This window comes from Kribbella sp. NPDC005582, assembly GCF_040605415.1.
Taxonomy (GTDB): Bacteria; Actinomycetota; Actinomycetes; order Propionibacteriales; family Kribbellaceae; genus Kribbella.
In genome coordinates this window covers 239,004-256,461 of the sequence record NZ_JBEXCU010000003.1, presented here as the reverse complement: position 1 = coordinate 256,461, position 17,458 = coordinate 239,004, and the positions used below count along the sequence as shown (strand labels likewise).

Sequence of the window (17,458 nt, the reverse complement as noted above, 5' to 3'; positions counted from 1 at the left end):
GGGAAATCGTGACCGACGAGCTGCTGGCAGCGCAGATCGCAGAAGAACAAGGGCATGTGGCGGCGATGTACGCGAGGCTCGACGTCTTGCGGGAAAAGGCACGGGCCGAACTCGGCCGCGTTCAGGGTGAAGAGACCGTCGACAATCTTCAGGCCGCGAGTGAACGGGAATCCTTCACCGCGCTGTTCTCCGGCCGCTTCGCGCAACTGTCGTCGGTGGAACGCGGATTGTGTTTCGGCCGGATCGACGAGACGAGCGGTGAACGGTTCCACATCGGCCGGATCGGGTTGTTCGACGAAGAGTACGAACCGCTCCTGGTGGACTGGCGGACGCCGCTGGCGCAGGCCTTCTACCGCGCCACCCCGGCCGCCCCGCTAGGAGTCACCCGACGCCGGCACATCCGCCTGCACGGCCGCACCGTGATCGGCGTCGACGACGACGTCCTCGATCTCGCCGCGCTTGCCGACGGCGACCGCGGAACCCTGATCGGCGAAGCAGCACTGATGTCGTCGCTCGGCGCCAGCCGGACCGGCCGGATGAACGAGATCGTCGCGACCATTCAGACCGAGCAGGACGCGATCATCCGGTCGGAGCTCCCCGGCGTACTGGTGGTTCAGGGCGGGCCTGGGACCGGGAAGACCGTGGTCGCGCTGCACCGGGCGGCCTACCTGCTCTACACACATCGCGAGCAGCTGTCGCGGAGCGGTGTGCTGGTCGTGGGACCGAACACCACGTTCCTGCGTTACATCGACCAAGTACTGCCGTCGCTGGGCGAGACCGACGTCGTACTGGCAACGGTCGGTGAGCTCTATCCAGGCGTCGAGGCGACCGCGGTCGAGAGTGCGGACGCTGCGCGGGTGAAGGGCAACCTGGCGATGGTCGACGTCCTCGCCCAGGCGGTCGCGGACTTTCAGCGAGTGCCGGAAGCGCCGCTCGCTCTCAAGGTCGATCAGCACGAGCTGGTCCTGCGGCCCGACGCGGTCCGGAAGGCGAAGGCGAAGGCACTCGAGTCCGGCGAGCCGCACAATCCGGCTCGGCGAATCTTCGTTCGGCGGATCCTGCACGTCCTCACCGATCAGGTCGTCGACACGATCGGCCGGCAGTACGTCGGCACGGAGGACATCGAGGACATCCGCAAAGAGCTGGCCGAGGACGACCGGGTGCAAGGCGTTCTCGACCACCTCTGGCCGGAGCTCACACCACAGCTCCTGGTCAGCGTGCTGCTGTCGTCGGCCGAGCGCCTGGAAGCGGCGGCGCCGCAGCTGAGTACCGAGGACCGGGCCGCCGTTACGAGGCCGATCGATGCGCCCTGGACGGCCTCCGACGTACCGCTGCTCGACGAGGCCGCCGAGTTGATCGGTGAGCTCGATGCCACCGTCTCGGCCCGCAGGCAGCAGGCGGCCGCCGAAGCTGCGGAGGCCGAGGAGAACTGGCGGTACGCCCGCGAGGTCGTCCAGGTCCAGATGGAAGCGGAGAACGTCGTGGTGATGCCGTGGGAGATCGAGCAGTTCGAGGATCTGGTCGCGCGCCGAACCGAGCTGATCCGTAACCCTGGAACGGTGTCCGAGCGCGCGTCCGCCGATCGCAGCTGGGTCTTCGGGCACGTGATCGTGGACGAGGCACAGGAGCTGACCGCGATGGACTGGCGGCTGCTGATGCGGCGCTGCCCGCGGCGTTCGATGACGCTGGTGGGTGACATCGCCCAGGCCGGAACGGACGCGGGCGTGACGTCGTGGTCCGAACTGCTGGATCGGTACGCGCCCCGGCGCTGGCGCAGCGCCGAGCTCACCGTCAACTACCGCACACCGACCGAGGTCATGACGGTGGCGGCCGACGTACTCGCGGCGATCGATCCGTCGTTGCGGCCGCCCGTCTCGGTGCGCAGGGGTGACGACGAACCATGGATCCGCGCCGTTCCGGCCGCCGAGTTCGTCGAAGCGCTCCGGACCGCGATCGCGTCCGAGCGGGCGGCGATCGGCGACGGCCGGCTCGCCGTCCTGGTTCCGGCACCCCGGTACGACGAGCTGGCCGCCGTACTGGAGGATGTTGCTCACAGCAATGATCCGGCCGTGCTCGATGCCCCGGTCGCGCTGCTCGACGCGACCCGGGCCAAGGGTCTGGAGTTCGACGCCGTCCTGATCGCCGACCCGGCCGGCATCATCGCCGAGTCCCCCCGTGGACTCTCCGACCTCTATGTCGCCGTCACCCGAGCCACCAAACGCCTTGGTGTCCTGGCCGACGGCGACCTTCCGAAGGTGTTGCGGCGTTAGCCGGCCAGCGCCAGCGACTGCGTGGCCTTGGTGAGCACCGTGCCGAGCAGCACGCGGTCCTGGAGACGGCCGCCGACCGTGATCTCGGCGGCCGCGGTCTTGTCACCGTGGAAGCCGATGTAGCGGGTCGCGACCCACCGGGTGCTGGATCCACTGCGGTAGGTGTAGACGAGGGTCGAGATCCGCAACGGGCCTTGCTGGTTCGTCGACCGCATCGTGCCGTTCTGCAGACCGAGAATCTTCAAGCCAGGCGTGCCTTTGAGCGCCTTCTGCTTCTGCAGCGCGGCCGTCGCCGTCCCCGGGTGCGTGGCCAGGTTGATGTCGAACCGCACCATCCGCGGTACGGCGCGATCGGCGAACCGGTGCTCGCCGTTGCCCAGCCCCGTGTGCTTCCAGGACTTCGGCAGCACCGCCGTGGCGTGACAGCCGTACTCCGGGACGCAGTCGAAGTACCTCTGCCCGAAGGCCGGTGCCTGGCTGTTGCTCGCAGCAACGACCCGGACCGGCGCCGCCGCCTGGGCCGGCCCGGCTCCCACCAATGCCATCCCGGCCGCTCCGAGCACGGCCAGACCGATCACCGAGCGACGCGATGCCGTCGTCAATCGCTTCATGGTTCCTCCCCTTGTGCTGTGACTCTTGCCGATGAGACGCCGGTGACACTGCTGTGGTTGGATCACGGAGTGGCACCTCCGGATCGGAGCGCGCAGTAAGAGCGTGGCCACGCAGGGTGAGATTGCGGGACGAATGTGTTAATTCCGTAACATCCGGCGTGCCGAAGGCCCCTTTCCTGCCGTACTGTGCCGGACCATGCACAGAAGTGAGCCGGCCCGCCCCGGTACCTTCCGGTCGGTGCTCCTCTTCCTCCTGGTGAGCGCGCTGTCCGGTGCCCTCGTCGCCGGCCTGGCGCTCCCGCTGGCCGGCCTGGCCGGCGTGACCACGGCGACCGCGCACAACACGGTCCAGTTCCTCCCGCAGGACCTGGAGATCCCGCCGTTGCAGCAGAAGACGGTCATCAAGGCGGCCGACGGCTCACTGATCGCGACCCTCTACAAGGAGAACCGGACCGAGGTCTCGCTGAAGGCGATCAACCCGATCATGCTGAAGGCGATCGTCGCGATCGAGGACGACCGGTTCTACGAGCACGGCGCACTGGACGCCAAGGGCACGCTCCGCGCGCTGCTCCGCAACCAGACGGCGGGCGGCGTCTCCCAGGGCGGCTCCAGCATCACCCAGCAGTACGTCAAGCTCAGCCTGGTCGCGAAGGCCAAGACGCCCGAGGAGCGCGCGGCGGCGACCGCCGACTCCTACGAGCGCAAGCTCACCGAGCTGCGCTACGCGATCGCGGTCGAGCAGAAGGTGGCCAAGGACGAGATCCTGCGCCGCTACCTGAACCTCGCCTTCTTCGGCGGCCGCTCGTACGGCGTCGAGGCCGCGGCGAGGCACTACTTCGGCGTACCGGCGTCGAAGCTGAACCTGCCGCAGGCCGCGCTGCTGGCCGGCCTGGTGAAGAACCCGGTCGGCTACGACCCGACCGACAACCCGAAGAAGGCCAAGGTCCGGCGCGACACCGTCCTGGCCCGGATGCGCGACCTCGGCATCGTCACCGCCAACCAGGCCAACGCCGCGATGAAGACGCCGGTCATCGACCTGAAGAAGGTCCAGGGCGTGCCGAACGGCTGCGCGAACTCGAAATATCCGTTCTACTGCGACTACGTCGTCGCCAAGCTGATGGAGAACCCGCTCTTCGGGCGGACCGACGACGCCCGGGAGAACTACATCCAGACCGCGGGACTGACGGTCCGGACCTCGCTCGACCCGAAACTGCAGGCGGCCGCGCAGAGTGCGATCGACAAGCACTCGCAGCCGGACGACGAGGCCGTGGCCGCGATCACGGTCGTCGAACCCGGTACCGGTCTGGTCAAGGCGATGGCGCAGAACACGCCGTACGGGTTCAAGAAGCACCAGACCGCCTACAACTACAACGTCGAGAAGACGTATGCCGGTGGGTTCGGCGGGTTCCAGAACGGGTCGACGATGAAGGCGTTCACGATCGCCGCCGCGATCCAGGCCGGTGTCCCGCTGAACTACCGGATCAACTCCCCGCAGAACATCGACCTGAGCGGGCAGGAGTTCAAGACCTGCACCGGGGTCACGTCCGCTGACCCCTACACCCCGAAGAACTCGACCAAGACCGTCCCGGACCCGTCGATGATCGAGGCGGCCCGCGCCTCGACCAACACCTACTTCCTGCAGCTGTCCCAGCAGGTCGGCCTGTGCCCGATCGCCACGCTGGCGGCGAAGATGGGGATGCGCGACGCGCAGACCGAGAAGCCGCTGCTCCAGGTTCCGTCGATGACGCTCGGATCGGCCGGTCTGATCACGCCGATGATGCTGTCCAGCGCGTACGCGACCTTCGCGGCCCGCGGCGTGTTCTGCAACCCGCAGGTGATCACTGCGGTCGCCAGCGTCCGGGGCAAGTCGATCGCCACCCCGGGCCGCAGCTGCAAGCCGGTCATGACCCAGCAGGTCGCGGACGGCGTCAACTACGTGCTGAACAAGGTGATGGAGCCGGGCGGTACCGGTGGCGCCCTGAAGTTCGGACGCAGCGACCTGGCCGGCAAGACCGGAACGGTCAACGAGAACAAGGCTGTGTGGTTCGCGGGCTACTCGTCGAAGTACGCGGCCGCCTCGGTGGTCGCCGACGCGAAGCCGCCGGCCAAGGACCTGACCCGCCAGATCTTCAACGGCAAGCCGCTCCGCGAGGTCTCGGGTTCGAAGCTGGCCGGACCGATCTGGGAGGACGCGATGCGCGGAGTCCTGGCCGGGCTCCCGTCGACGAAGTTCGTCCAGCCGGACGACAAGACGATCCGCGGCAACGTGAAGGACCTGCCGTCGGTGAAGGGGATGACGCCCGAGCAGGCGACCGCCGCGCTCGAGGCGCTCGGCTTCAAGGTCGCGGTCTCCCCCACCCAGGTCGACTCCGACGCGATCACCGGCACGGTCGCCTACACCAGCCCGCGGACCGAGGACGGCGCGCTGCCGGGTGCCACGGTCACGCTCTGGCTCTCCAACGGCAGCAAGGTGCCGCCGCCCAGCACTCCCCCGACACCCGGCATTCCGCAGCTCCCGGGCACCCCGCCGACGATCAAGCCGCCGCCCGGCCGCCCGACCTGCCCGCCGTGGGACCCGAAGTTCCCCAACTGCAGGGGCCGCTGACCCCCGGCATTCGTCGCTGCCGGATCGCACTAGGATGTGCGTCACAGTTGCAGCGAAGGGAAATGTCGTGGGTGGTTCGGCCTTGACGGTGGAAGAGCTGACGGCGCAGCGAGAGCGCGCCCAGGCGGAGTACGACGCGCTGGCCGCGAAGGGGCTGAAGCTCGACCTCACCCGCGGTAAACCGTCGCCCCGGCAACTCGATCTCGCCGACGCGATCCTCGGTGCGGTCGAGCGTCCGGTGGCCGCCGACGGCACCGACCTGCGCAACTACGGCGGCCTCAACGGCCTGCCCGAGCTGCGGGCGATCTTCGCCGCGGATCTGCAGGTGCCGGCCGACCAGCTGCTCGCCGCCGGCAACTCGAGCCTGGAGCTGATGCACGACGCGATCGTGTTCGCGCTGCTCGGTCAGGTCCCGGGCGCCGAGCGCCGCTGGGCCGACGAGGACGAGATCACCTTCCTCTGCCCGGTCCCGGGCTACGACCGGCACTTCGGTATCTGCGAGCGGTACGGCATCAAGATGGTCCCGGTCGCGCTCACCCCGGACGGCCCGGACATGGACGAGGTCGAGCGACTGGTCGCCGGTGACGCCTCGATCAAGGGCATCTGGTGCGTGCCGAAGTACAGCAACCCCGACGGCACGACGTACTCGGACGAGACGGTCCGCCGGCTCGCCGCGATGCCGACGGCCGCGCCGGACTTCCGGATCTTCTGGGACAACGCGTACGCCGTGCACCACCTGACCGACGAGCACGCGGAGCTGGCCGACGTCCTGGCGCTGGCGGCCGAGGCGGGGAACGCCGACCGCGTCTTCATCTTCGGGTCGAGCTCGAAGATCACCTTCGCCGGCGCCGGCGTCGCGTTCTTCGGCTCCTCCCCGGCGAACCTGAAGTGGTGGGCGAGCCACACGGTCAAGCGCAGCATCGGTCCGGACAAGATCAACCAGCTCCGGCACGTGCAGTTCCTCCGCGACGCCGACGGCCTGCACGAGCACATGCGGCAGCTGGCCGGGCTGATCCGGCCGAAGTTCGAAGCCGTCGACAAGATCCTCACCGCGGAGCTCGGCAACACCGGTTTCGCCTCCTGGAACGCGCCGACCGGTGGCTACTTCATCACGCTGCGGGTGCCCGAGGGCTGCGCCGCGGACGTCGTCGCCAAGGCGAAGGCCGCCGGGATCGCGCTCACCCCGGCCGGCGCCACCCACCCGTACGGCGACGACCCGACCGACAGCATCATCCGGATCGCGCCGACGTACCCGGAGCTCGACGAGCTCGAGACCGCGGTCGCCGGCCTCACGGTCTGCGTGCGGCTGTCGGCGGTCGAGAAGCTACTGAGCGCCTAGCTCGAAGATCAGGCAGGTGGACGTGGCGTGGGCCAGGAGCGTCCCGCGCTCGTCCACCAGCCTGGCCTCCGCGACCGCAGTCCGGCGGCCGCGGCTGATGATCTGCCCAGTGCAGCGCAGCTCCCCGGACTTCACCGTGACCGGCTTGATGAAGCGCGTGTTCAGGTCGAGCGACGTGTAGCCGACACCGGCGGGCAGCGTCGAGTGCACCGTGCAGCCCGCCGCTGTGTCGAGCAGCGTGGCGATCACGCCACCGTGGACCGTACCGAGCGGGTTGTAGTGAAACTCCTGGGCCGGCATGAACACGGTCACCTGGCCCTCCTCGACCTCGATCCCGGTCCCGCCGACGAGTTGCAGGATCGGCGGTGCCGGAATCTCCCCGTCGCGCATCAACTGCAGCATCTCGAGCCCAGACGTCGTACCGACCCGCGCCGCGATCACCCCCGGATCCGGCCAGGAGAAGGTACGCGTGCGAGTGCCGTCGGGTGTCTCGGTCATGGCCTGAGCCTCACAGCCCGCACCTGGGTCTGTCAACGAGACTTAGAGCTCAATACCAGCAACGGCTGGAACGCGGCTCGCACATTCGCGTCGCTCGGCTCCACCGGAGTCGAGATGGTTCCGCCGATCGGCGGGAGGAGTCCGGAGGTGTCGGTGTAGATCATCGGGCAGGCCTCGCCGTTGATCGTGACTTTGCCGTCCCGCACGAGTCGGCCGGTGCGCAGCGCGTAGATCTTCACCGGTACGACGACCTTCCGGAAGGTGCGGTAGAACGTGTAACTCTGCCCCTCGCGGGTGTACGGACACGTCTCGATTGCCGGACCGTCCTCCACCGCCTCCGTGCAGATCACCACGGATGCGTTCGTCGGCACGGTGGTCTGCCACTGTCGCGGCAACTGGGCGATGTAGTCGTTCGTCTCACCGAGGAACAGCGCACGGTTCACCCCACGGCGGTACTTCGGCGCACCGCCGTACGCGGCGGGGTTGTCGCAGTACTGGCCTGCGGCGATCAGGTTGCGGAGGTCGAGCAGCTGCACCTTGAGGGCTACCACCGCGAGCGCGGCGCGTGCCTTGGGCGTGATGGCAGCGCTGGGGTATTGCCCGATCAACTCCTGATACCGGTACGACGCCGCCCGCCACTGACCCGCCTTGGCCTCGGACTGTGCACACGCGAACTGTGCATCGGGCACGAGCCGATCACCGACCGGGTTCGCCTTGTCCAGCACGGTGTGGGTCTGGGTGCGATTCCGCAGCCAGGTCGCGAGTTTGACCGTCGGACACGGACCGCCCTTGGTCACCGTGCCGAGGTACTCGTCGAGTACCTTCTCCACGGTTTTGTCCTGGCCCGGCTTGGTGAGCACCGCCGTGAGCTTCTCGAACTCGTCGGCCAGCACCTCGGTGTCACCGGCCCACGTGGTCCGCAGGCGCGCCGCAATCTCGCGTAGCTGCGCACACGCCTCGAGGTCCACGCCGAGCCGCTCGATCCCGGCCGCGTCCGCGATGCGATCGCCGTACCGGGCTTTCTGCTCGGCCGCCGTCACACCGGCGCAGTCGCCGGCTGCGCGGGCCTCGGCCACCTCGCGCTGGATGCCGGTCGCTTCGTACCGGAAGAACCCACCCGCGACGAGCACAGGAACCGTGACACACAAGGCGATCAGGCGCTGCTCGGCGACCCGTCGTGTCCCAGGCTTCCCGCCGAGCGCCCACCCGTGGGCGATGACCGCCACCCACCAGACCACCAGCGCGATCTCACACCACAACGCCTTCTCGGCCATCAGAATGAGCACCAGCGCCACTGTGATCAATTGCGCCGTCATCGCCAATCGCCAACGGCGCAACAACAAATAGCCGACGCCGAGCAGCGACGCGTTCCCGACAGCGGTAGCAATCCGATCGTCCCTCATACCGAAAGCCTGACCGCTCCGAACGCCTCCTGACACTCCGTGGCGTCAACCTGCCATTTTCACGATCAGGGGACGGAACGCGGCCGCCACACTCGCCTCGGTCGGCACCACTGACGTGTGCCTCGGCGGCTCCTCGAACGCCTTACCCCGGTACCGGAACGGGTCGGGGCAGACCGAGCCACTGACCTGGATCTTGGTGTCGATCACCAAGCGTCCGGTGCGAGCGACCTCGCCGCGGCTCGGCGATTCGATGCACGAGGCGTGCACGGTCGCCTGCCACGCAGTCGGCAGCATCGCAGTTCTGTCGTCACCGCCGACTACCACCGCCTGATTGACCCCCCGGCCGTACGGCGCCGCCTGACTGAACCCGACCGGCGTATTGCAGTAGGCCTCGGGATCCGAATCAGAACGGCTGATCAGGTCGACGATCTCCTCCTGCTCCTTCTGCCGATCGATCGCGGCGAGAGCCGTCTTCGCCTTGGCGACCAGCGGGTTCGCGGGATACCGCTTCACGAGACGCTCGTAGAAGACCTCGGCCTGGTCGCGTGTCCCCACCTGGTCCATCGTCTCCGTCGCGCACTTCAGCAGGGCGGCCGGTTCGAGTTCATGAATCACCGTGTACGTGCGATCGAGCGGCGTACGGAGTGGTTTGCGGTCGTTGAGCCACTCGGCGACCTCGACGGTCGCGCACGGCCGATTGCCCGGCAGCTTGCGCAGGAACTTGTCCAGTGCCACACCGACCGGCGCTTGCTGGTCCGGATCGTCGAGCGTCGTATTAAGGGTGCGGAAGCCTCTGGCGAAGGTCTGCAGATCACCCGCGAACAACTTGTCCATCTGGTCGCCCGCGTCCGCGAGCCGACCGCAGACCTTCACGTCCTCGGCCTCGGTCACCAGCGACCAGGCCGCGATCCGATGGCCGAAGCCGTACCGCTCCTGCGCGACGGCCACCTGACCACAGTCACCGGCCGCTCTGGCCGCATCCACGGCGTGGTTGATCCGGCCCGCGTCGTACCGCAGCCAGCCAAGGCCGATCAGCGCCACCAGCAGCGCGGCGACGCCGGCCTGCAGCCGTCGAGAGTTGCGCAGGGCAACCATCGGTGAGCGGTTCATCCCAGGCACCTTCGCATCGCGGACTGTCCTTCGCAGTCTGCGGTACGGCGACCTCGGGCGGCGGCCCGCGGCCGGAAGCTGCCAGCTAGAGCCGGATCGACTTGTGGTTCATGAACTCCTCGATACCGGCCGGGCCGAGTTCGCGGCCGATGCCCGAGCGTTTGATGCCGCCGAACGGGAGGTCGGCCTGGGAACCGCCGGCGCGGTTGAAGTAGACCATTCCGGCGTCGATGCGGTCCGCGACCCGACGGAGCCGGTCGGGGTCGGTGCCCCAGACGCTCGCGCCCAGACCGAAGGGTGTGTCGTTGGCGAGCCGGACGGCGTCGTCCTCGTCGGTGGCTTTGAAGACGATCGCGACCGGGCCGAAAATCTCTTCGTAGTAAGCGTCCATGCCCGGTGTGACGTCGGTGAGAACCGTCGCCTCGAGATAGGCGCCAGGGCTGATCCGGCGACCACCTGCGCGCAGCGTCGCGCCTTGCTCGACCGCTCGGGCGACCTGGCCGGCGACCTCGTCCGCGGCCGCGATCGAGGCGAGCGGCGGAAGCTTCGTCTCCGGGTCGGCCGGGTCGCCAGGCACGAAGTACTCCGCGACGCGCTTGGTCAGGCGGTCGACGTACTCGTCGTACAGGTCGGCGAGGACGATGATCCGCTTGGGCGCGTTGCACGACTGACCGCAGTTCCGCATCCGCGCGGTCGCGGTGGCGTTGACCGTCTCGTCCATATCCGCCGTGTCGAGGATGATCAGCGGATCGGAGCCGCCGAGCTCGAGCACGGTCTTCTTCAGGTTCTTCCCGGCCTCGGCCGCCACCGAGATCCCGGCCTGCTCACTTCCGGTCAGCGATACCCCGACGATCCGATCGTCGGCCAGGATCCCCGGGATCTGCCGGCTCGACGCATACGTGTTCACGTACACGTCCTCCGGTACGCCGGCCGCGTGCAGAATCTCCTCGATCGCGCGCGCCGACCGCGGGCAGATCGACGCGTGCTTGAGCAGAATCGTGTTGCCCAGCACGAGATTCGGCGCCACGAACCGCGCCACCTGGTACACCGGAAAGTTCCACGGCATGATCCCCAGCAACGCCCCGATCGGCCCCTTGGTGATGACAGCCCGGCCGCCCTTCACCTCCAACGGTTCGTCCGCCAGCAACGCGGGCCCGTTCTCCGCGTAGTACCGGAAGATGTCGACGACGATCCCCACCTCGCCGAGCCCCTCGTTGACCCGTTTCCCCATCTCCAGCGTCATGATCGCGGCCAACTCGTCCGCCCGCTCGGCGAAGATCTCCGCCGCCCGCGCCACCACCCCCGCGCGCTCCTCGACCGCTCTCCCCCGCCACCCCGGGTACGCCGCCGCCACCCGCCCGATCGCGTCGAGAACCTCCTCCGCCGTCGAGTTCGCCACTTCCTCCACCAGCACCCCCGTCGCCGGGTCGGTGACCGTGTACATAACTCCTCCATCCCACGCAGCCGATCGCAGCCAGCCTAATCACAGAACCACATACTGTATACAGTCATCTCATTTCGTGTCCCCCACACAATCGCGCTCTCCCGGTTACTCTCGAATGACGCAGAGTGACGGGAGGGTTATGTGACGGCACCCAGCACCTTCGATGCCCTCGTACTTCTGCGCGCCAAGAAAGGCGAGCTCGCCGCTCTGGCGCGCGTGGCTGAGGACCGTGGCGTGCAGCCCGTTCTGGCGCTCGATCACGACCCCAACGGGTCGGTCGACGGACTCCTCGACCGGGTCGAGGCAGCCGCGCGAAACTTCTGGCAACTGGGCCGTGCGGTGATGCTCGATGCCACCAACATGGCAACGGCGCCCGGCGGCACCGGCGAAATCCTGGAGCGTCTGGCACGCCGGCTCAACGCGCCGCTCGAGCTGTTCCAGTCAGAGGTACCGTTCGTCCCGGTCGCCGATGGCGGCATGGACGACTCGCTGCTGGCACGAATAGGCACCCTCGCCGGTGCAGAGGCTCACGGCTGCGCACTACGGATTCGCGCCCGGGGTACGCCGTTCAGCTCGATCGACCGGGCGGTGACGCAACTCGGCGTCGAGCCGGCAGATCTGGATCTGATCCTCGACGCGGGCTACGTGCCGGGACCTGATGATCGTTTGGTCGACGATCTGCTGGAGCTGGTCGGCGGCGCGGCCCAGTACGCCGGACTTCGTTCGATCAGTGTGCTGAGTGGTTCGGTGCCGAAGACCCTCGACCGGATCGACCAATGGGAGCAACCGCGCTTCGAGGAAGGCTTGTGGCGATCCGTGCGGGACGCGGGTGCGGCGCACCTACGCTTCGGTGACTACGGAGCCGTCCATCCGGTCGCGAGTTCCGCGCCGTGGCGCAGCAAGCACATCAGCCTGAAATACACCTGCGCCGATCACTGGTTCTATCTCCGCGAGCGCATCATGGATCCAGATCTCGAAGATGCGCGGGTGCGTACCGTGCGGGCCGTCTCCAGCCAACTGGTGGCGTCGGGAAGCTTCTGTGGCGCGGAGTACTCGTGGGGCGATCACGAGGTGGCCGCGGCGGCCAACGGCGCGGGTCGCGGGCTCGGCGACGCGAGCAAGCCGGTCGCCATCGCCACCTCCCACCACCTCGCCTATCTCGGTGACTTCGCAGCGGCCGCCTGAACAATAGTGCGCGAGAACGCAGCGAAAAGCGACGCTCCGATCGGTTGTGGTCAGGGGTGTGGACGGGGCATGCTCATGGCTGTTCGATGTCCCCCGCTCCTTCGTCGATCGGATGCCCGCCCGTGTCTGAGCAATCGAAGTATCGCGTCGCCCTGCGTGTGATCGCCGTACTGGCTGCCGTTTCGGTGCCGAGTTTGGCGCTTGCCGCACCGGACGCTCCCCCGGATCCCGCGAATGCCTGGCAGTACCCGCATTGGCCGCAGCAGCAGCCCTGGCAGGAGTCGGGGGTCGACAAGCGAGTCGCGTCGACGGCCGCCAACGGACTGCCGGGGCCGATCGATCCGCAGAACTGGGAGAACCCGGACCACATGACGTGGTCGGACTACAAGAAGCCCCCCGGGACGAACTGGGCCGACCCGAACGTCAAGGGGTCGCAGCGCACGTTCAAGGGTGCGTTGGTGCTGCTCGACTACCCGAACCTGGACTTCGTCATCACGAAGCCCAAGGGGTCGACCGTGTTCGGCAATCCGAGTGCCGAGGCGAGCGGCGTACCGCGGGACCAGACTGCGCAGTTCTACAAGAACTTCCTGAACACGCCTGGTCAGCTGAACCGCGGTCACACCCTGCACGAGTACTGGATGGAGGACTCCGGCGGCCGGTACGGCGTCGACCTCACGGCGTTCGGCCCGTACCGGATGCCGGGCAAGTCGCACGAGTACGCGATGGAGATGCAGAAGCCGAGCGACTGCCCGGCCGGCGACGACTGCACCAAGAACATCCGCACCGACGGGCGGGCCGCGTGGGTCGCGGACCAGGGTCCCGAGGTGCCGGCCGGGTTCGACTTCGTGTTCTTCCTCAGCGCCGGTCAGGACGAGTCGTCGACCTGGCAGGAGTTCGGGATGATGAAGTTCCCGACCAAGGAGGACGTCACCGACGACTTCGGCCCGCCGGACCCGACGCTGCCGAACTGGTCCGACACCCGGTACGTCGACTGGACGTCGTGGGCCTCGGGTTCGACGATCTGGCCGAACGCCGGCGGTGGCTCGTCGACACAGGCGGAGAGCTCCGGCATGGCGGTCTTCGCGCACGAGTTCAGCCACATCCTCGGCATCGGTGACAACTACAACAACCCGTACGGCGTCCCGGCACGGCGCGCCTACACCGGCATCTGGGAGATGCTCAGCCGCGGCAGCTTCAACGGCCCCGGCGGTCCACACAGCCGCTGGATGATCCCCGCGACCGGCGGCGCCTCGATGGGCGCACAACACATGCTGCGCAACAAGATCAAACTCAACATGGTCGACGAGCGAAACGTCCTGCGGCTGTCCCGAGAAGCGCTCGCGACGTCCGGAGTCGTGATCGCGGACGTCACCGCACGCTCGGTCGATCCGGGCGCGAAGGGTCTGTCGGGCGTCAACATTCAGCTCGGCGGCGCCGGTGATCTCGCGCCGCCGTGCGACACCGCGAAGGACCCGTTCTGCGACGGCCGCGGCTACCAGAACTACACGGTCGAGGTCGTCGACCGGATGGGCACGGACTCGTTCACGCCCGATTCCGGCGTACTGCTGGCGAAGACCAAGAACCAGGACGCGGCGCCGTTCGAGTGGGTCGTCGACGCCAACCCGCAGAACATCAACATGACGGACTACGTCCTGCCGGACGGCACCAAGGTACCGATCACGATCGGCGACTACCGCCAGCTCTCCGACGCGCTCTTCCACGCAGGCACCAACTCGGGCAGCGAGTACGAGTACACCGACACCGCCAACCGCCTGCACTTCTACATCACCAACGTACGGCGGGACCGTGCTGGCGTCCTCTCGTACACGGTCGCCATCCGCTCCCTCGACGGCTCCGGCCCGCAGCAGCGCGGCGTCCGCGTGCTGCCGACTGTCGCCGTACCGGGTCGGGCCGGCGTCCAGACCTGCAACTTCAAACTCACCAACACCGGCAAGGCCGGCGCGGCATCACAGCACCCGGAGGATGTGTCGGCGTACCTGAAGGGCGACGTCTACCGCCTCTCCGCCAAGGTGAACGGCAAGGACTGGGCAGTCTCCCTCCCCAACGCCCTCACCACCGCCAACGCCGGCCAACAGGTCACCGTCCCCGTCTACGCCAAAGCCGGCCGCGGCCCCCTCGCCAAGATCACCCTGACCGCCAAGTCCGAGAGTGACCCCACGAAAACCGCAACCGCCACCTGCGTAGCCATCAACCGCTGACCGCAGGGCGGTCCCCGGCCCGCGCGGCCGGGGACCGCAGGCCGAGCCACTGCTCGGCGTTCCAGGCATGGAACCGCTCCACCTCGGTGAACCCCAGTTTCTCCGCGAGGCGCATCGAGCCGAGGTTGGCGGTCTGGGTATGGAGCACCACCGGCTCGCCGGGAAGGACGCCGTCGAACCAGTCGAGTACCGCCGCGCAGGCCTCGGCGGCGTACCCGAATCCCCATGCTCGCGGGAGGAACAGGTACCCGAGATCGACCTTCCCCACGGCGGCCGGGCGACCGTGCTCCGGCACTCTCCTGAGCAGGATCTGACCGATCATCGTCCCGTCGAGATCAACGACGAAACATCCGGGCCCTTGCCCAGGCACCTCGGGCAGCTCGCGCTCCAGGTCGTCGCGCCCGCGGGGCCCGCCGAGGTAGGTGTGAACCTCCGGGGCCGCGAGCAGCTCGATGAACACCGCACGGTCCCGGGCCGCGGACTCACGCAGGATCAGTCTCTCGGTCTCGATCGGGTGAGGTGGCCAGGTGACGGGTCCGAGCTCAGTCATGAGGTGATCATAATGGCGCGAAACTGCCTGAGCCAGAACACTTAAGTTCATCTTCCGTCGGTTAATCGTTCAGGTTAGGGTGCCTGCGAGGCAGTGCTCGTGGTTGACACTCCATCCGCCCCATTCGACAGGAGACGCGCATGCCAGACATCAATCGCCGCAGGTTCCTGCAGCTGGCCGGGGCTTCGGCCGGGTTCGCTGCGATGGCGAACAGTATCGAGCAGGCCGCGGCGATCCCGGCCCATCGCCAGTGCGGCGACATCAACGACGTCGAGCACATCGTCGTGCTGATGCAGGAGAACCGGTCGTTCGACCACTACTTCGGCACGATGAAGGGCGTGCGCGGGTTCGGTGATCCGCGGCCGGTGACGTTGCCGAACGGGCGCCCGGTGTTCTACCAGCGGGACAAGGACGGCAACGAGGTGCCGCCGTTCCATCCGGACGCCGACGACCTCGGGCTGCAGTTCCTGACCGGGCTGCCGCACAGCTGGCCGGACGGGCACGCAGCGATCAACCGCGGGAACTACGACAACTGGATCCCCGGCAAGGGCCACGTCGCCACGATGGCCTACCTGACCCGGGAGGACATGCCGTTCCACTACGCGCTCGCGGACAAGTTCACGCTCTGCGATTCGTACCACTGCTCGTTCATCGGCGCGACCGACCCGAACCGGTACTACCTGTGGTCCGGCTACACGGGGAACGACGGCACCGGCGGTGGCCCGGTGCTCGGCAACGACGAGGCGGGGTACGGCTGGACGACGTACCCGGAGCGGCTCGAGCAGGCCGGCGTCTCCTGGAAGGTCTACCAGGACATCGGCGACGGCCTGGACGGACCGGGCGGCTGGGGCTGGATCGACGACGCGTACCGCGGCAACTACGGCGACAACTCGTTGCTGTACTTCAACAACTTCCGCAACGCGAAGCCCGGGGACGCGCTCTACGAGAGGGCCCGGACCGGTACGAACGCCAAGGCCGGCGAGGACTACTTCGGCCGGCTGCGCGCCGACGTCCAGGCCAATCGGCTCCCGAAGATCTCCTGGATCGCCGCTCCCGAGGCGTTCAGCGAGCACTCGAACTGGCCGACCAACTACGGCGCCTGGTACATCTCCCGCGTCCTCGACGCCCTCACCTCGAACCCGAAGGTCTGGAGCAAGACCGCGCTCTTCGTCACCTACGACGAGAACGACGGCTTCTTCGACCACGTCGTTCCGCCCTTCCCGCCCGCCGACGCGAACCAGGGCCTGTCCACCGTCGACGTCGGCCCCGACAACTTCCCCGGTGACACCCGGTACGCCGCCGGTCCGTACGGACTCGGTCCGCGCGTGCCGATGTTCGTCGTCTCCCCGTGGAGCACCGGCGGCTACACGTGTTCGGAGGTCTTCGACCACACCTCCGTCATCCGCTTCATGGAGAAGCGTTTCGGCGTGCACGAGCCGAACATCTCGCCATGGCGGCGAGCGATCTGCGGCGACCTCACCTCCGCCTTCGACTTCGGTACGGCGGACAGCCGCCCGGCCCCGCTCACCGACACCTCGGCGTACGAGCCGCCGGACAACGAGCGGCACCCGTCGTACGTCCCCGCGCCACCCAAGGTCGGCGCTGTCCCCGCGCAGGAACGCGGCTCCCGCCGTACAAGGCCGTTGCCCTACGCATCGACCATCGACGGCGCCGCGGCCAACGGCCGATACACCCTGAAGTTCGCGTCCGGTCCCCGCGCCGGCGCACAGTTCCTGGTCACCGCCGCCAACCGCACCGACGGCCCGTGGACCTACACCACGTCGGCCGGGAAAACTCTGTCTGACAGCTGGAATGCCACCGCCTTCGGCGGAATCTACGACCTGACTGTGCACAGCGCGAACGGCTTCCTCCGCGGCTTCAAGGGCAAGCCCACCACCACCCTCGAAGTCACCGCCCGCGACACCAGCACCGGCGACCTCAAACTCACCCTCACCACCGACGTCGCCCGCAAGGTCACCATCGCCAACGCCTACGGCGGCACCCCGAAAACCCTCAACCTCAAACCCGGCACGACGACCCACCTCGTCACCACCACCCGCCGCTGGTACGACGTCACCGTCACCACCACGACCGACCCGTCGTACCAACGCCGCTTCGCCGGCCACGTGGAAACCGGCCAACCAGGCCTCAGCGATCCCGCCATCCGCACCGTCTAACGCCCGCACACACGAACGGATATCCCCGCCTGTTGCCCCTTCTCCCC

The 17,458-nt window shown here is 68.0% G+C and carries 12 protein-coding genes; 6 read left to right on the top strand and 6 right to left on the bottom strand.

What is annotated here, in order from left to right; all coding sequences use genetic code 11:
* Nucleotides 1–8 precede the first annotated feature (8 nt).
* A complete protein-coding gene (locus ABZS29_RS19075) occupies nucleotides 9–2,270 on the top strand; it encodes a UvrD-helicase domain-containing protein (RefSeq protein WP_355463567.1) in 2,262 nt (753 codons plus the stop codon).
* Here ABZS29_RS19075 and ABZS29_RS19070 read toward each other — a convergent pair.
* The gene (locus ABZS29_RS19070) at nucleotides 2,267–2,881 is read right to left on the bottom strand and encodes a hypothetical protein (RefSeq protein ID WP_355463566.1); all 615 of its coding nucleotides are present in this window, start codon (nucleotides 2,879–2,881) and stop codon (nucleotides 2,267–2,269) included. The two genes, ABZS29_RS19075 and ABZS29_RS19070, sit on opposite strands and share 4 nt — an antisense overlap.
* A 196-nt stretch (nucleotides 2,882–3,077) precedes the next feature.
* Between ABZS29_RS19070 and ABZS29_RS19065 the strand changes: the two genes are divergently transcribed.
* Entirely contained in the window at nucleotides 3,078–5,486 is a 2,409-nt protein-coding gene (locus tag ABZS29_RS19065) for a penicillin-binding protein (protein ID WP_355463565.1), read from the top strand.
* Nucleotides 5,487–5,553: 67 nt separating this feature from the next.
* Nucleotides 5,554–6,825: an aminotransferase class I/II-fold pyridoxal phosphate-dependent enzyme gene (locus ABZS29_RS19060; protein ID WP_355463564.1), complete on the top strand. Its 1,272-nt coding sequence runs from the start codon at nucleotides 5,554–5,556 to the stop codon at nucleotides 6,823–6,825.
* Here the strand turns inward: ABZS29_RS19060 and ABZS29_RS19055 are convergent.
* From ABZS29_RS19055 to ABZS29_RS19040, 4 genes are all read right to left on the bottom strand, one after another.
* Nucleotides 6,811–7,323, bottom strand: coding sequence for a PaaI family thioesterase (locus ABZS29_RS19055; protein ID WP_355463563.1), 513 nt, complete (start codon nucleotides 7,321–7,323; stop codon nucleotides 6,811–6,813). The genes ABZS29_RS19060 and ABZS29_RS19055 overlap by 15 nt on opposite strands.
* Before the next feature lie 32 nt (nucleotides 7,324–7,355).
* Nucleotides 7,356–8,726, bottom strand: a complete 1,371-nt coding sequence (locus ABZS29_RS19050; protein ID WP_355463562.1) for a hypothetical protein — start codon at nucleotides 8,724–8,726, stop codon at nucleotides 7,356–7,358.
* Nucleotides 8,727–8,771: 45 nt separating this feature from the next.
* Nucleotides 8,772–9,836 carry a hypothetical protein gene (locus ABZS29_RS19045; RefSeq protein WP_355463561.1) on the bottom strand — a complete coding sequence of 355 codons (1,065 nt, stop codon included), beginning with the start codon at nucleotides 9,834–9,836 and terminating at the stop codon, nucleotides 8,772–8,774.
* Nucleotides 9,837–9,921: 85 nt separating this feature from the next.
* A complete protein-coding gene (locus ABZS29_RS19040) occupies nucleotides 9,922–11,280 on the bottom strand; it encodes an NAD-dependent succinate-semialdehyde dehydrogenase (RefSeq protein ID WP_355463560.1) in 1,359 nt (452 codons plus the stop codon).
* 141 nt (nucleotides 11,281–11,421) lie between these two features.
* Here ABZS29_RS19040 and ABZS29_RS19035 point away from each other — a divergent pair, with 141 nt between their 5' ends.
* Together ABZS29_RS19035 and ABZS29_RS19030 are read left to right on the top strand one after the other, a co-directional pair.
* Nucleotides 11,422–12,465, top strand: a complete 1,044-nt coding sequence (locus ABZS29_RS19035; protein ID WP_355463559.1) for a hypothetical protein — start codon at nucleotides 11,422–11,424, stop codon at nucleotides 12,463–12,465.
* Nucleotides 12,466–12,587: 122 nt separating this feature from the next.
* The gene (locus ABZS29_RS19030) at nucleotides 12,588–14,684 is read left to right on the top strand and encodes a M6 family metalloprotease domain-containing protein (RefSeq protein ID WP_355463558.1); all 2,097 of its coding nucleotides are present in this window, start codon (nucleotides 12,588–12,590) and stop codon (nucleotides 14,682–14,684) included.
* Here the strand turns inward: ABZS29_RS19030 and ABZS29_RS19025 are convergent.
* Nucleotides 14,674–15,234, bottom strand: a complete 561-nt coding sequence (locus tag ABZS29_RS19025) for a GNAT family N-acetyltransferase (RefSeq protein ID WP_355463557.1) — start codon at nucleotides 15,232–15,234, stop codon at nucleotides 14,674–14,676. The genes ABZS29_RS19030 and ABZS29_RS19025 overlap by 11 nt on opposite strands.
* 140 nt (nucleotides 15,235–15,374) lie before the next feature.
* Here ABZS29_RS19025 and ABZS29_RS19020 point away from each other — a divergent pair, with 140 nt between their 5' ends.
* Nucleotides 15,375–17,411 (top strand): phosphocholine-specific phospholipase C, encoded by a 2,037-nt coding sequence (locus tag ABZS29_RS19020; protein ID WP_355463556.1) that lies wholly within the window; start codon nucleotides 15,375–15,377, stop codon nucleotides 17,409–17,411.
* The last annotated feature ends 47 nt before the right edge of the window (nucleotides 17,412–17,458 follow it).

Coding starts and splice junctions, on each gene's coding strand:
- ABZS29_RS19045 (WP_355463561.1), bottom strand. CDS start 9,836: ATGAACCGCTCACCGATGGTTGCCCTGCGCAACTCTCGACGGCTGCAG.
- ABZS29_RS19065 (WP_355463565.1), top strand. CDS start 3,078: ATGCACAGAAGTGAGCCGGCCCGCCCCGGTACCTTCCGGTCGGTGCTC.
- ABZS29_RS19070 (WP_355463566.1), bottom strand. CDS start 2,881: ATGAAGCGATTGACGACGGCATCGCGTCGCTCGGTGATCGGTCTGGCC.
- ABZS29_RS19055 (WP_355463563.1), bottom strand. CDS start 7,323: ATGACCGAGACACCCGACGGCACTCGCACGCGTACCTTCTCCTGGCCG.
- ABZS29_RS19020 (WP_355463556.1), top strand. CDS start 15,375: ATGCCAGACATCAATCGCCGCAGGTTCCTGCAGCTGGCCGGGGCTTCG.
- ABZS29_RS19050 (WP_355463562.1), bottom strand. CDS start 8,726: ATGAGGGACGATCGGATTGCTACCGCTGTCGGGAACGCGTCGCTGCTC.
- ABZS29_RS19025 (WP_355463557.1), bottom strand. CDS start 15,234: ATGACTGAGCTCGGACCCGTCACCTGGCCACCTCACCCGATCGAGACC.
- ABZS29_RS19040 (WP_355463560.1), bottom strand. CDS start 11,280: ATGTACACGGTCACCGACCCGGCGACGGGGGTGCTGGTGGAGGAAGTG.